The organism is Stenotrophomonas sp. PFBMAA-4 (assembly GCF_030053215.1).
In the GTDB taxonomy this organism is placed as follows: Bacteria; Pseudomonadota; Gammaproteobacteria; order Xanthomonadales; family Xanthomonadaceae; genus Stenotrophomonas.
In genome coordinates this window covers 33380-45576 of the sequence record NZ_JASGBW010000007.1, presented here as the reverse complement: position 1 = coordinate 45576, position 12197 = coordinate 33380, and the positions used below count along the sequence as shown (strand labels likewise).

At 65.2% G+C, this 12197-nt stretch carries 15 protein-coding genes; 9 read left to right on the top strand and 6 right to left on the bottom strand.

All coding sequences use genetic code 11. The features are described 5' to 3' along the window. Positions 1–63 precede the first annotated feature (63 nt). Positions 64–492 (top strand): hypothetical protein, encoded by a 429-nt coding sequence (locus tag QMZ26_RS06660; RefSeq protein WP_283220965.1) that lies wholly within the window; start codon positions 64–66, stop codon positions 490–492. A gap of 10 nt (positions 493–502) precedes the next feature. On the opposite strand, the gene QMZ26_RS06655 is transcribed toward QMZ26_RS06660, so the two are convergent. The 3 genes from QMZ26_RS06655 to QMZ26_RS06645 form a co-directional block, all read right to left on the bottom strand. Further along, the gene (locus QMZ26_RS06655) at positions 503–1072 is read right to left on the bottom strand and encodes a DUF4291 domain-containing protein (protein WP_345782663.1); all 570 of its coding nucleotides are present in this window, start codon (positions 1070–1072) and stop codon (positions 503–505) included. Between the two features lie 57 nt (positions 1073–1129). Then, complete coding sequence (locus QMZ26_RS06650) at positions 1130–2287, bottom strand: MFS transporter (RefSeq protein ID WP_283220964.1); 1158 nt, start codon at positions 2285–2287, stop codon at positions 1130–1132. 294 nt (positions 2288–2581) lie between these two features. After that, a complete protein-coding gene (locus QMZ26_RS06645) occupies positions 2582–3331 on the bottom strand; it encodes a pentapeptide repeat-containing protein (RefSeq protein WP_283220963.1) in 750 nt (249 codons plus the stop codon). Positions 3332–3511: 180 nt separating this feature from the next. Here QMZ26_RS06645 and QMZ26_RS06640 point away from each other — a divergent pair, with 180 nt between their 5' ends. From QMZ26_RS06640 to QMZ26_RS06620, 5 genes are all read left to right on the top strand, one after another. Then, positions 3512–3979, top strand: coding sequence for a hypothetical protein (locus tag QMZ26_RS06640; protein WP_283220962.1), 468 nt, complete (start codon positions 3512–3514; stop codon positions 3977–3979). Between the two features lie 25 nt (positions 3980–4004). Continuing rightward, positions 4005–4361 (top strand): hypothetical protein, encoded by a 357-nt coding sequence (locus QMZ26_RS06635; RefSeq protein WP_283220961.1) that lies wholly within the window; start codon positions 4005–4007, stop codon positions 4359–4361. Positions 4362–4675: 314 nt separating this feature from the next. Continuing rightward, positions 4676–4942 (top strand): hypothetical protein, encoded by a 267-nt coding sequence (locus QMZ26_RS06630; protein ID WP_079224744.1) that lies wholly within the window; start codon positions 4676–4678, stop codon positions 4940–4942. Positions 4943–5062: 120 nt separating this feature from the next. After that, the gene (locus QMZ26_RS06625) at positions 5063–5758 is read left to right on the top strand and encodes a hypothetical protein (RefSeq protein ID WP_283221020.1); all 696 of its coding nucleotides are present in this window, start codon (positions 5063–5065) and stop codon (positions 5756–5758) included. 208 nt (positions 5759–5966) lie between these two features. Next, positions 5967–6596, top strand: a complete 630-nt coding sequence (locus QMZ26_RS06620) for a CPBP family intramembrane glutamic endopeptidase (protein WP_283220960.1) — start codon at positions 5967–5969, stop codon at positions 6594–6596. A 24-nt stretch (positions 6597–6620) separates the two neighbouring features. Here the strand turns inward: QMZ26_RS06620 and QMZ26_RS06615 are convergent, their stop codons facing one another. Both QMZ26_RS06615 and QMZ26_RS06610 read right to left on the bottom strand, forming a co-directional pair. Continuing rightward, positions 6621–7472: a methylenetetrahydrofolate reductase gene (locus QMZ26_RS06615; RefSeq protein ID WP_283220959.1), complete on the bottom strand. Its 852-nt coding sequence runs from the start codon at positions 7470–7472 to the stop codon at positions 6621–6623. After that, on the bottom strand, positions 7472–8383 hold the full coding sequence (locus tag QMZ26_RS06610) for a LysR family transcriptional regulator (RefSeq protein WP_108757957.1): 912 nt from the start codon (positions 8381–8383) through the stop codon (positions 7472–7474). The genes QMZ26_RS06615 and QMZ26_RS06610 overlap by 1 nt, the downstream gene beginning before the upstream one ends. A gap of 75 nt (positions 8384–8458) precedes the next feature. On the opposite strand from QMZ26_RS06610, the gene msuE reads away from it, so the two are divergent. From msuE to QMZ26_RS06595, 3 genes are read left to right on the top strand one after another with little or no spacing between them, the layout of a single operon-like run. Next, positions 8459–9049, top strand: a complete 591-nt coding sequence (msuE, locus tag QMZ26_RS06605; RefSeq protein WP_283220958.1) for an FMN reductase — start codon at positions 8459–8461, stop codon at positions 9047–9049. Between the two features lie 18 nt (positions 9050–9067). After that, positions 9068–10045: a DUF1852 domain-containing protein gene (locus QMZ26_RS06600; RefSeq protein ID WP_283220957.1), complete on the top strand. Its 978-nt coding sequence runs from the start codon at positions 9068–9070 to the stop codon at positions 10043–10045. 43 nt (positions 10046–10088) lie between these two features. Continuing rightward, positions 10089–11120: a methionine synthase gene (locus tag QMZ26_RS06595; RefSeq protein ID WP_200732257.1), complete on the top strand. Its 1032-nt coding sequence runs from the start codon at positions 10089–10091 to the stop codon at positions 11118–11120. A gap of 103 nt (positions 11121–11223) precedes the next feature. Here QMZ26_RS06595 and QMZ26_RS06590 read toward each other — a convergent pair whose 3' ends face one another. Next, positions 11224–11877 (bottom strand): hypothetical protein, encoded by a 654-nt coding sequence (locus QMZ26_RS06590; protein WP_283220956.1) that lies wholly within the window; start codon positions 11875–11877, stop codon positions 11224–11226. Positions 11878–12197: the final 320 nt, after the last annotated feature.

Sequence of the window (12197 nt, the reverse complement as noted above, 5' to 3'; positions counted from 1 at the left end):
CCGGCGAGCACCGGTCGTGCTGCTAGCATCCACCGCTGCCCCGTCTCCTGCCCGGTTCTATCCATGACAGAAGCTGATATCCACTCCCCTTCTTCGCGGGAACAGGCACTTCGCAGCATCCTCCCGGAGGATGCGAAGCAGCATCAGCCACTTCTGCAGGAGATCTTTCGCCGGGAGATGGAGTACAGGAAAAGCGAAGGCGACCAGGAGTACTTCGAGAACCTCTACTGGTGCGCCTATCTGCTGTTCCATGTTGCGGACCTGCGCGACGTCGAGTCGATGTGGGTCGCCAAGCATCTGAACATGGATACCGGCTGCGGCTTCGATGTCGAGAACATGGTGGGCGCCGGTGCCGGGCAGACCATCGAGTACCTGCGACAGCAAGGCGCCGACGAAGCCGCTGACTACATCGAAGAGTGCCTGCCCGAGGATTCACAGGCGGAGATCGAGCAGTGGTCGCGTGATCGCCGCCGTTACTTCTACGAAGGCTGAGCGGCTGCGCCTAACCCCAGGGATAGGCCCGCTCGCGAGGCAGCGCAGACTGCGCTTCCTCCATCCTTCCCGCCTCCACCAGCGCATGGATGGCGTGTGCCTGCGCCGTCACATCGGTGATGCCTTGAATCCATTCATCGACATAGGCACGCACCGCCTCCCTGCCGAGACCTATCTGGATCGCGCGGTGGGGCAACGGCCGCAGCAGCAGATCGCGTTCGGGATCCCATTGGATACGCACCGGGGAACGAGCCTTGAGCTGCTCCCACGCCGCCGCATCCATCCCGGGCTCGGCACGGCTGTCGCAGCCATGGGTCAGCGCCCACTCGAAACCGTCGCGACGGATGTCGATTGCCAGGATCCGCTTCTGGCCTTCCTCCTTCCCGCCCCATCCGGCGCGATACATCATCCAGAGGAAGGACGGTTTTATCCATGTCATCCGTTCCATCTTGAACGGCGGAGAGACAAAGGTCTGCCGCTCCAGCGCACTGTCGGCGATGGCATCGGAGTAGGCCTGGTATACGCGGATCACGCGATCGTCGTAGTGCGCGCGGATCTGTCGCGCCGGCATCCCATCCATTGATTCACCTTCCCTGGCAGCGCGTGGCCAAACGCCACGCCGCTGCATCATGCACGATCAGCGCGCGTCAAAGCGCTCCGCACTGGCCGGGGTTGCGCGTGCCGCCAGCACCAGCGCCGCGGCCGTCACGCAGGCCATCGCCACCCACGCCACGCTGAGGTCGCCCACGGTGTCGCGGATCGAACCGGCCACGAAGGGCAGCACGCCGCCCACCAGATAGCCCACGCCCTGCACGAACGACACCAGGATGCCCGCCTTGGCCGGCTGGCTGCAGTGGTCCATCACCAGGATCAGGGTCATCGGGAACAGGCCACCGATCGACAGGCCGAGCAGGCACATCATCAGCCACGGGGCATACATCGGCGCCACGCCGATCAGCACATAGGTCAGTGCGGTGGCCGCCAGGAACAGCGCCAGCAGCACGCGGCGGTCGCGGAAGCGCGGCGCCAGCCAGGAGACGAGGAAGCCACCGGCCACCTCGGACAGGCTCAACGCCGCCAGCATGAAACCGGCCTCGTTGGCGCGCACGCCCGCTTCCATCATGTACGGCGCGATCCACGCCAGGCACAGCGTGTAGCAGCTGCTGGACACGCAGAACAGGGCGACCAGCAACCAGGTGCGTCCATGCTGCCAGGGCCGGAAAGCGGCGGGCCTGCCGGCGGTGGCGGACACACTGGCGGCCGGTGCGTCGGCATGCCCGCTGTTGGGCAGCCACAGCGCGATGCCGGCGATGGCCAGCACCGCCCAGAACGCCATCGTGCCCTGCCAGTCCAGCCACTGCAGCAGCGCCGATGCGCTGGCCGCGGCCAGTGCCGCGCCGCCCATGATCATGCTTACGTACAGGCCCATCAGCAGATCGACGCGGTGCGGGAAGCGGGTCTTGATGTAGCCGGGAATGAGCGACTGCACGATGCCGATGCCCAGGCCTGCGGCCACGCTGGAGCCCATCAGCCACAGCGGTTCATGCGAGGCCAGCTTGGCCAGTGCCGAAGCCGCCGTGAGCGCCAGGCCGATGGCCACGCCGCGCCGATAACCCAGGCGATAGACCAGGCCACCGGCCATGGCGATCAGGCCCATGGCCATCATCGGCAGGCTGGTGAGCCAGCCGATCTGTTCGAAACTCATGCCGTTGCTGGCACGGATGGAATCGGTGAGCAGGCTGACCACGGCCAGCACCGGGCGCAGGTTGAGGCCGACCAGCAGAAGGGCCAGCACCGGGATCAACCCGGGACGCGAAGTTGCAGGTGATTTCATGTATTACGGCCGCAGGCATGCGGCCGGCCTTCCTTATTCGATCAGTACGGGGGCCCGGGTGGCAGGCGGCGCCTGGCCGGGCAGGGTTTCGCTGTGAATGGCCGCAGATGCGTCCTCTTTCGAGGAAGGAGGATGCGCAGGCGCACGATCAGCAGCGGGCGGGCGGCCATTGGCGCGCATGATAGCAAACGTGGGCCGTGGCCCTGGAACGCCCGCGTGCCAAGGGCGCGGGCAGCAATGCCCAGACGGCGATGCCTAGGATTGGCCCGCCAGCCGCTGCGCAAGCCGGTCCCACGCCTCGATCACCGGATCTTCCGCTGCCGGTGGCGTCTCCACGCTTACCTGCTGGCCACTGTCATCCTCGAAGCGGATGCCCCCGTTCTCGTAGCAGGCGGCCAGCTGCTCCTCGCTGGGCCGGCACCCGACGAACACCGCCTTGTGCAGGTCGCAGCCCTTGAAGCTGGCGCCATCGAAGATGCAGCGCACGAAGCGCGCTCGCGAGAAATCCGTGCCTGACAGGTTGGCATCGCGGAAATCGCAATCAGTGAAGGTGGCCGTTGACCCACACTTGCGCAGCTTTGCCTGCACGAAGCTGCACCCATCGAACGCGCCGCCGAGTGTGACATGGATGAACTCGGACCGATTGAAGCAGCAACGGATGAGCGTTTCCGAAACGTTCCCCAGCGCTGCACCGGTGAAATCGCAGTCCTGCATGACGGCGTAGGTCAGGAAGGTCGCCCCGCCGCCCTCCTGGGCATGGGAAAGATCCACGGACTGCAGGTTCTGGTAATGCGGAACCGGATAAGGAAACCCGCGATAGTCCAGCCGGCCATCGGCCGTTGTGCCGAACGGCGACGGTTCCCAGTGGCGGTTGCTGATGGTCTTGTCGCGCCAGTCATGCTTGCGCCGTGGATGGGACAGGTTCGGCACGAGGTCCGGGGTCCAGCGCGCGCGCAACGCTGCAATGTCCTTCTTTGGCAGGGGCTTGAGGCGCTGGACAGCCATGCATCCATCCATGAGGCAGGGGGCGGACAGTCTAGCAGGCGAGTGGAAGCGGGCCGCCTGCTGTACCGCCACCACCGGCCACGCTACGCTGCGCCTCGTGCAGGTTCATCAAGGATGAGAGGCAACGTGGCATTTCCATCAGCAAGGCTGGCACTCCTGTTGTCGCTGGCTACCGCCCCCATGGCGGCGCTGGCCTGTCCGCCGCCGGACGCGCCCACGTTCATGGACAACCTGCGCGGCGCCAGCAACGTTTACGTGTTCCGGCTCATGTCGCTCGAGGTTACCGACGGGCGACCGTGGTACAGCACTTTGAACGGGCGCATCAACGTGGTCAGCAGCCTCAAGGGCAGCACGCCGAAGGCATCCCGCCTGGCCTACTCCGTCGACTGCTGCGCTCCGAAACTGATCGTAGGACGGTATTACCTGGCCGCCGTGCCGAACGACGCGGCAACGCTGCAACTGGTCCGCGGTGACCAGTCGATCATCGACGTGACCGATGACTTCACCGACAAGGGTGGCGCGGGTAAAACAGGCGCCATCACGCCTGTCCAAGGCTATCTGTCGGGACGGCCGCTGCCTGCGGATTTCCCCGGCGATTACCGGCTTGAAGCCACTGTCGCCTGCCCCGTCGCACCACCACCCCGCTGATCGGTCACACCACCTGGGAGCAGGCATGCCGCACATCCTCGCCTTTGCCGGTGTGCTGCTGCTCTGGGCAGCACTCGCTTCACCGTTTGCGCTTGCGCTCCATATCGCGCTTCGCGCCCTGCGTCGCAGGGGCATCCGCTCGGCCGCTGTCGTCGTGCTGCTGGCCTTCGTGTTCGCCCTGCTGGCAGCGCCGGTGCCTACGCCGATCATCACCGTGTTCCTGCCGCATGGGTTCGTGCTGCTCGACGCGTCGTACTACGATCGCATCCTGCACGGACCGGCACTGTTCCGGCAGCTGTCAACCTGGATTGCGTGGTCGCTGCCGATGACATTCCTGATCGCACTGGCAGTGTGCTGGCGACACGTTCGACGCGTTGATTGATGCAGCAACATCATGTGCAGTTGATCAGGCTATCAGCGGCCTCTGCTCGCCACAAATGCACAACGGCTACGCAGCACGCACGTGGCGATGCATCTGCGCCATGCGATGGCATTGCGCAGCGAACACTCCACTCATTCAGGCGTCATCGGCGTTAGCACATGTGCATCGCAGACAGCTGAATTCGCGGCAAATCGAACATGACTGCGCACTCTTCACGGTGTCTCCACGTCCGCGAACTCCAGCTGAAAAGGCATTCATGGAACTAACAAAAAGCCCGCTATATTCCAGACTCCCCAGACGAAGGAGGGAATGCAATGACCCTTTCCACGCAGCACCTGAAGATCGCTCGTCCCCTCGGCGTGGCAATCCTTGCCCTCAGCCTCGGCGCGTGCGCCAGCTACAAAGAAGACTTCGCGAAGGTCAACACGCGCCTCGACGCGCTTGACGTGAAGGTCCAGGGCGCGGCGCAGAGCGCCGAGTCCGCCAACCAGTCCGCCCAGCAGGCCAACCAGCGCCTGGACCAGATCGAAGGTCGCGTGCAGCAGCTCGAATCCGCTCCCCGCCGCACCCCGCGCGGCTAAGCTGAACCGGGAACCAGTGGTCTCCCCCGGCCACTGGTTCCCTTGAGTCACCGTATTCATCCGAGGAACCGCGCTATCCGTACGTACACATCCCCCGCAATCCGCACCGCCTGCGTCGCGCTGACCCTTGCGCTGGCTCTGGCCGGTACCGGCGTGGCCAGCGCCAGGGGCGCCAAGGATGCCGCTACGCAACCCACGGCTGCCGTCGATGAGCTGCCGGAAGGACAGGAGGTGTCCGAGACGGTGATCGAACTCGCCGGCTGGGTGGTCGCCAGCAAGGACAGCCAGGGCTATCCGTTCGCGATCATGGACAAGGCCGCAGCACAGGTCCTGATTTTCGGCAGTGACGGCAAGCTGCGCGGCGCGGCACCTGCGCTGTTTGGCTCGGCCAAGGGCGATCACTCTGCCCCGAACGTGGCCAAGGTCGCGCTGAGCGCCATTCCCGGCCACGACCGCACGACCCCTGCAGGCCGCTTCATTGGTGGCTACGGCCCGTCCGACGACGCCGGCCGCGTGCTGTGGGTGGACTACGATTCCGCCGTCTCGATGCACCCGCTGCCGCCGGGCACCCCGAAGGAAAAGCGCGCCGAGCGGCTGGCAACGCCGACGCCGGACGACAACCGCGTGACCCATGGCTGCATCAATGTCAGCCCCGGGTTCTATGAGCAGGTCGTGCAGTCCACGTTCGAGAAGGGCGGCGTGTTCTACGTGCTGCCGGACAAGGATTCGATCGAGAAGACCTTCCCTGATTTCGCGCAGAGCCGCGGTGCGGAAAAGGGCGTTGAAATGACCCAAGCCCAGCACGCAGGCAAGTAGGTTCGCGGACGGGGCAAGCGATGAAACGCTTGCTCTTGATGTATCGGTGGTCGATCTAGCGGGAAGCGGCTCAAGCAGCCATTTTTGGATTTCCCGGTGTGGGTTTCGTGATGCTCGTTTATCACCGTGCAGCCGCCAAGCGTCCAGCTTAGGCAGGCACGGTGAGCGTTGGCACATCATGGGTCAACGTCTTCAACGAGAGATCGGCATGACCTTCCTCCAAGCCTTGACGTGGAGACCCGCAGATAAGCCTGAGAACAGGGTTTTCGCTGCGGGGATGGCGACCCTTGCAGTGGGCCTGGGCCATTTCGCCCTCGAGGCGCTCGACGTATTCGGCTCAAAAGCACTGACGGAACTGGCTGCTTTTCTTGTCTGCTTATGGATGTTCCCGAACGAGCCAAGGGCACGCTGGACCGCAAGGACGTCAGTACTTGTCGTGTTGCTTGGCCTGCTCGGTGGCGCGCTATGGATTGCTGTTATCGGGTACCCCAGCCGCAATACTTCGCAGTTCCTGACTTGGGATCAGATCCCACTCGCTTACTACCTGCTGGGCGTGTTTACGAGCTGTGTTGCTGCTCCGCTGTTCGAAGAGAAAGTGGTACGACACCTCCTTCTCACCGGCGCTGCGCACTACCTTGGCAGGATCGTTGCGTCGATTGCTGTCAGCCTTCTCTTCGCATGGGTCCACCCCGACGCGAGGATTCTGGCCTTCCTGTTCTCAATCATCATCTGCGCGTGCATCTACAAGTTTTCGCTGGACACGTGGCAACGAGCGGTTGTGCACGGTCTGATCAACCTGAGCATCATCCAGTGGACAGTGATCTATCCCAACCTGTAGCTGATGAGCGAGGCACTCCAAGGATCAAAGCCGCCGGTACTGCGCCACCCAGTCCAGCGACGGCGCGATGCCACCAAACGGGAACAGGTGCGGGCTGACCTGCCCATGCGCTTCGGTCAGGCCTCCCACCAGGCGATCCACGAACACATCCGGCCCGGCGGTACCCAGCAACCGGCCGATCGAGATGCCATACCGCGCCAGCATCGATGCGCTGGCACCCACGCCGCACATCGCGGCATAGCGCAGCAAGCGGCTGACGCTGGCCGGCCCGGGCACACCCACCAGCACCGGGTGGCCGATGCCACGCGCGCGCAGTGCATCCAGCCAGGCCAGCACGATCTCGGCATCGAAGGCGAACTGGGTGATGATCTTCGGCGCCATGCCACGTGCTGCGATGGCCTGGCACTTGCGCTCCAGCACCTGCCAGCGCTCGTCAGCGCCCATCACCGGATGGCCTTCCGGGTGCCCGCCGACGGCAACCACCTTGATGCCTGCGCGTTCCAGCAGGCCGGTGTCGATGAGGGACGCACTGTCGGCAAACGGGCCGGCGGGCGTGGCCAGATCACCGGCAACCAGCAGGCACTGTTCGACACCGGCCTCGCCCGCCGCACGCGCGATGAACCGCTCGAGCGCTGCCAGCGACCCGATGCGGCGTGCCGACAGGTGCGGCATCGGCTGCAGCCCCAGCTCGCGCACGCGGCGCGCGGCAGCAATCCGCGCGTCGTCGTCCTCGCTGGCCAGGTAAGGAATGGAAATGGTCGTGCCGGGTGCGATGCGGGCTGCTTCGGCGTGCAACGCGGGCATGGCCTTCGCGCTCACCTCCAGCGAACAGGCATCGATGAAGGCGCGTGCAGCCTGCGTGGTGGCTGCAGGCATCACTTGGCCCCGCGCAGCGGGCCGGCAATCGAGCTGCCCCGTGCCAGTTCAACGAAGGCCTGCAGGTAGTCGATGCCGGTGTCCGCCTCGCGCGCGCCCAGGTAGATCTGCTTGGGGATGCCCTTGGCACCCAGGCGCACCGGCACCACGTCCATGCGCGCCGCGTACTCCTCCACCAGCCAGCGCGGCATGGCGGCCACGCCGCGGCCGCTGGCCACCATCTGCATCATGATGTCGGTGGTTTCGATGGCCTTGTGGCGGCGCGGGGTGACCCCGGCCGGCAGCAGGAACTGGTTGTAGATGTCCAGGCGCTCGAACGGCACCGGGTAGCTGATCAGCACTTCCTGGGTCAGCTGCCGTGGCTTCACGTACTCCGCCTTGGCCAGCGCGTGGTCCTTGGCCACCACCAGCACCTGCTCGTAATCGAACACGGGAACGAACTTCAGGCCCGGCTTCAACAGCGGGTCGGGGGTCACCAGCAGGTCGATCTCGTAGCCGAACAGGGCACCGATGCCACCGAACTGGAACTTCTGCTTCACGTCCACATCCACGTCCGGCCACGACGCCAGGTAGGGCGAGACGATCTTCAGCAGCCACTGGTAGCAGGGGTGGCATTCCATGCCGATGCGCAGCGAACCGCGCTCGCCCTGTGCGAACTGGCCCAGCCGTTCCTCGGCCAGGTCCAGCTGCGGCAGCACCCGGTTGGCTACCGCCAGCAGGTACTGGCCGGCCTGGGTCAGGCGCAGGCTGCGGCCCTCGCGCAGCCAGACATCGGTGCCCAGCTGTTGCTCCAGCTTCTTCATGCTGTGGCTCAGCGCCGACTGGGTCAGGTTCAGCACGCCGGCGGCGGCGGTCAGCGAGCCCTGCAGTTCGACCTGCTGGACGATGCTCAGGTGGATCCGTTCCAGCATGTCGATGAATCCCACTCATGGATGTGTGAAGTAAAACCATTTTACGTCATGGGAAGGGCTGACTAGCATCGGGTCATGCTTTCTCCCCACCGCCCCCTCCGTATCGTCGCCGTCTCCGGTGGCCTGCAGCGCCCCTCGCGCGCCGCCACCCTGTGCGAGCACCTGCTGGACCTGATCGGCGGGCACGTGCCCAGCGAACCGCACCTGGTCGAACTGGGTGACTTGGCCCCGCAGCTGGCCGGTGCGCTATGGCGCTCGCAGCTGCCCGCCGCCGCCGAGCAGGCCCTGGCCACGGTCGAACAGGCCGACGTGCTGGTGGTCGCCACCCCGGTCTACCGCGGTTCGTACACCGGCCTGTTCAAGCACTTCTTCGATTTCATCCACCAGGACGCGCTGGTCGACACCCCCACCCTGCTGGCTGCCACCGGCGGCAGCGAGCGCCACGCGCTGATGATCGACCACCAGTTGCGGCCGCTCTTCAGCTTCTTCCAGGCACGCACCCTGCCGCTGGGCGTCTACGCCACCGACAAGGATTTCGCCGACGGCCGCGTGCACGACGAGGCCCTGCTGCAGCGGGCGCGCCTGGCCGTGCAGCGGGCCCTGCCCCTGCTGGCGCTGTCCCACCGCCCAGCGCCCGTGCCCGCCGAAACCGCCGACGCCCTCTAAGTAACCGGAACGCCGCCCATGACCACCGACGCCTTCACCTTCCGCATCACCCGCATCCCCTTCAACGAGGATTACCAGCCGGCCGACGGCACGCGCATCACCACCAACTTCGCCAACCTGGCCCGCGGCGCCTCGCGCCAGGAAAACCTGCGCAACACGATCGGCATGATCAACAACCGCTTCAACGATCTGGCGCACTGGGACAACCCCAGCGCGGATCGCTACGCGGTCGAGCTGGACATCATCTCGGTGGAGATGCACGTCGATGGCGATGAAGGCAGCGATCCGTTTCCGCTGATCGAAGTGCTGCGCCCGACCATCGTCGACACGCACACCGGCACGCGCACCGACGGCATCGTCGGCAACAATTTCTCGTCCTACGTGCGCGACTACGATTTCAGCATCGTGCTGCCGGCCAGCAACGAGGGCAAGGCGACGTTCGGCATTCCCGAAGGCTTTGGCGACCTGCACGGCAAGCTGTTCAAGCACTTCCTGGAATCGGATGCCTACCGCGCCAACTTCAGCAAGGCACCGGTGATCTGCATCAGCGTGTCCAGCAGCAAGACCTACCACCGCACCGAGAACCACCATCCCATCCTGGGCGTGGAGTACCGCCAGGGCGAGTTCTCGCCCACCGACCAGTACTTCGACAAGATGGGCCTGCAGGTGCGCTACTTCATGCCGCCGGGCAGCGTTGCACCGCTGGCGTTCTATTTCCAGGGCGACCTGCTGGGCGATTACTCGAACCTGGAACTGATCGGCACCATCAGCACCATGGAAGCGTTCCAGAAGATCTACCGCCCGGAGATCTACAACGCCAACTCGGTGGCCGGCAAGGTCTACCAGCCCAGCCTGAAGCACCAGGACTACTCGTCCACCCGCATCGTCTACGACCGGGAAGAGCGCAGCCAGCTGGCGGTCAAGCAGGGCAGGTTCACCGAAGAGCACTTCATCAAGCCCTACCGCGCCGTGCTCGAGCAGTGGGCTGCCCGCTGATCCATCGCATCTCCCTCCCCCAGGACACAAGACCCCACACACGATGAAGAAACTACTGCCCACCTCCACCGCCGGCAGCCTGCCCAAGCCCTCCTGGCTCGCCGAGCCCGAAAAGCTCTGGTCGCCCTGGAAGCTGCAGGATGACGCACTGACCGAAGGCAAGCACGACGCGCTGCGCCTGTCCCTGCAGGAACAGCAGCACGCCGGCATCGACATCGTCAGCGACGGCGAGCAGACACGGCAGCATTTCGTCACCACCTTCATCGAACACCTCGACGGCGTCGACTTCGACAAGCGCGAGACCGTGCGCATCCGCAACCGCTACGACGCCAGCGTGCCGACCGTGGTCGGTGCGGTCAGCCGTCCGAAATCCGTATTCGTCGAGGATGCGAAGTTCCTGCGCCGGCAGACCGCACAGCCGATCAAGTGGGCGCTGCCCGGCCCGATGACCATGATCGACACGCTGTACGACGCGCACTACAAGAGCCGCGAGAAGCTGGCCTGGGAATTCGCGAAGATCCTCAACGAGGAAGCGAAGGAGCTGGAAGCCGCAGGCGTGGACATCATCCAGTTCGACGAACCCGCCTTCAACGTGTTCTTCGACGAGGTGAACGACTGGGGCGTGGCGACCCTGGAGCGCGCGATCGAAGGGCTGAAGTGCGAAACCGCCGTGCACATCTGCTACGGCTATGGCATCAAGGCCAACACCGACTGGAAGCAGACGCTGGGCTCGGAATGGCGGCAGTACGAAGAGTCTTTCCCGAAGCTGCAGCAGTCCAGCATCGACCTCATCTCGCTGGAATGCCACAACTCGCACGTGCCCATCGACCTGATCGAGCTGGTGCGCGGCAAGAAGGTGATGGTCGGTGCCATCGACGTGGCGTCCAGCACGGTGGAAACGCCGGAAGAAGTGGCCAACACCCTGCGCAAGGCGCTGCAGTTCGTTGATGCCGACAAGCTCTACCCCTGCACCAACTGCGGCATGGCGCCGCTGTCGCGTGAGGTGGCACGCGGCAAGCTGCGGGCGCTCAGTGCCGGCGCACAGATCGTGCGCGAGGAGCTGGCCGGGCGGTGATGACGGTAGAGCCGAGCCCACGCTCGGCTGCATTGCATCCGACTTATCGCAGCCGAGCATGGGCTCGGCTCTACACGGGACGTCCGACCACGGTAGAGCTGGGCTACTCGACAACCTGCCACTGCGTGCCATTTCGCTGCAGCCTCGCCACCCACGTGTTCCCACTTCGATCACAGTAGGTCGGCACCACAAGCGCCAGTGCCACCCCCTGTGAGGCCTGCACGGCCGCCCTGCTGATCCTCACCAGCATCGGCCCCCTCGGCCCGTCGCAGGCGTGGGGTGTGCCCAGCGGCGGCAGGAGTGCGGGGTCGCTGACATAGATGATGCCCGGCAATGCCGGGTCTGCATTGACCTCCGTGCGCTGCACCAGCCGCCTCAGCAGTTCGTCCAGCGGCGGCGGCAGTGACGCATCGCCGTTGTCCCGCAAAGCCCCCTCCGGCTCCAAGGTCCGGATCTCGTACGCCGCCCATGCACCGGGCGCACCGATGGGCCGAAGCGTTGCGGCGCGTCGGTCAAAGTGGATGAGGGGGGGCGGGCAGGTCGCCGCAGTGGGACAGGCGCGGGCCCGTTCCCGGATCAGCAGCGCCCTCACGATGGCCTGCTGGTCGAGGTCATCCGCAGCGACGAATTCGCGCTCCTGGGGACGTTGGGACTGCCAGCTGTCCCAAGCGAGCGGATAGGCGACCACGCCGGCCAGAAGGATGGCGCCTGCAATGCTCAGGCGGAGTACGGTCGACTTATGGATGCGGGGCATCATTGACGTCTTCCGAAGCGTCCACCGCCCGATCCAGTGCACTCCGCAGCGCCGCTCCCAGTTCGGGGGCCTGCTCACAGGCTGCCACGGTCAGCTCAAGCCACAACCGGGTACAGAATCGCTTCGCCTGGGCTTCATTGAAGCGGATGACTCTCTCGCGCACCGGGGTTCCTTCCACTCGAAGATGGGCAGATGGCTGCGTTCACCACGCACCAGGATCGTGCCTGCCGTTCGTCGGATGGTGCCATGCCCGCACAGGGCCTGCACCCGATCTCTCCGTTCGCGTTCGGGCAGGGGCTCCCTCCCCTACCCAGACGCATTTC

What these genes read in the sequence shown, in the direction of transcription:
- QMZ26_RS06660 (WP_283220965.1), top strand. Translation starts at nt 64, where the DNA reads ATGACAGAAGCTGATATCCACTCCCCTTCTTCGCGGGAACAGGCACTT.
- QMZ26_RS06655 (WP_345782663.1), bottom strand. Translation starts at nt 1,072, where the DNA reads ATGGATGGGATGCCGGCGCGACAGATCCGCGCGCACTACGACGATCGC.
- QMZ26_RS06645 (WP_283220963.1), bottom strand. Translation starts at nt 3,331, where the DNA reads ATGGCTGTCCAGCGCCTCAAGCCCCTGCCAAAGAAGGACATTGCAGCG.
- QMZ26_RS06640 (WP_283220962.1), top strand. Translation starts at nt 3,512, where the DNA reads ATGGCGGCGCTGGCCTGTCCGCCGCCGGACGCGCCCACGTTCATGGAC.
- QMZ26_RS06635 (WP_283220961.1), top strand. Translation starts at nt 4,005, where the DNA reads ATGCCGCACATCCTCGCCTTTGCCGGTGTGCTGCTGCTCTGGGCAGCA.
- QMZ26_RS06630 (WP_079224744.1), top strand. Translation starts at nt 4,676, where the DNA reads ATGACCCTTTCCACGCAGCACCTGAAGATCGCTCGTCCCCTCGGCGTG.
- QMZ26_RS06620 (WP_283220960.1), top strand. Translation starts at nt 5,967, where the DNA reads ATGACCTTCCTCCAAGCCTTGACGTGGAGACCCGCAGATAAGCCTGAG.
- QMZ26_RS06615 (WP_283220959.1), bottom strand. Translation starts at nt 7,472, where the DNA reads ATGCCTGCAGCCACCACGCAGGCTGCACGCGCCTTCATCGATGCCTGT.
- QMZ26_RS06610 (WP_108757957.1), bottom strand. Translation starts at nt 8,383, where the DNA reads ATGCTGGAACGGATCCACCTGAGCATCGTCCAGCAGGTCGAACTGCAG.
- msuE (WP_283220958.1), top strand. Translation starts at nt 8,459, where the DNA reads ATGCTTTCTCCCCACCGCCCCCTCCGTATCGTCGCCGTCTCCGGTGGC.
- QMZ26_RS06600 (WP_283220957.1), top strand. Translation starts at nt 9,068, where the DNA reads ATGACCACCGACGCCTTCACCTTCCGCATCACCCGCATCCCCTTCAAC.
- QMZ26_RS06595 (WP_200732257.1), top strand. Translation starts at nt 10,089, where the DNA reads ATGAAGAAACTACTGCCCACCTCCACCGCCGGCAGCCTGCCCAAGCCC.
- QMZ26_RS06590 (WP_283220956.1), bottom strand. Translation starts at nt 11,877, where the DNA reads ATGATGCCCCGCATCCATAAGTCGACCGTACTCCGCCTGAGCATTGCA.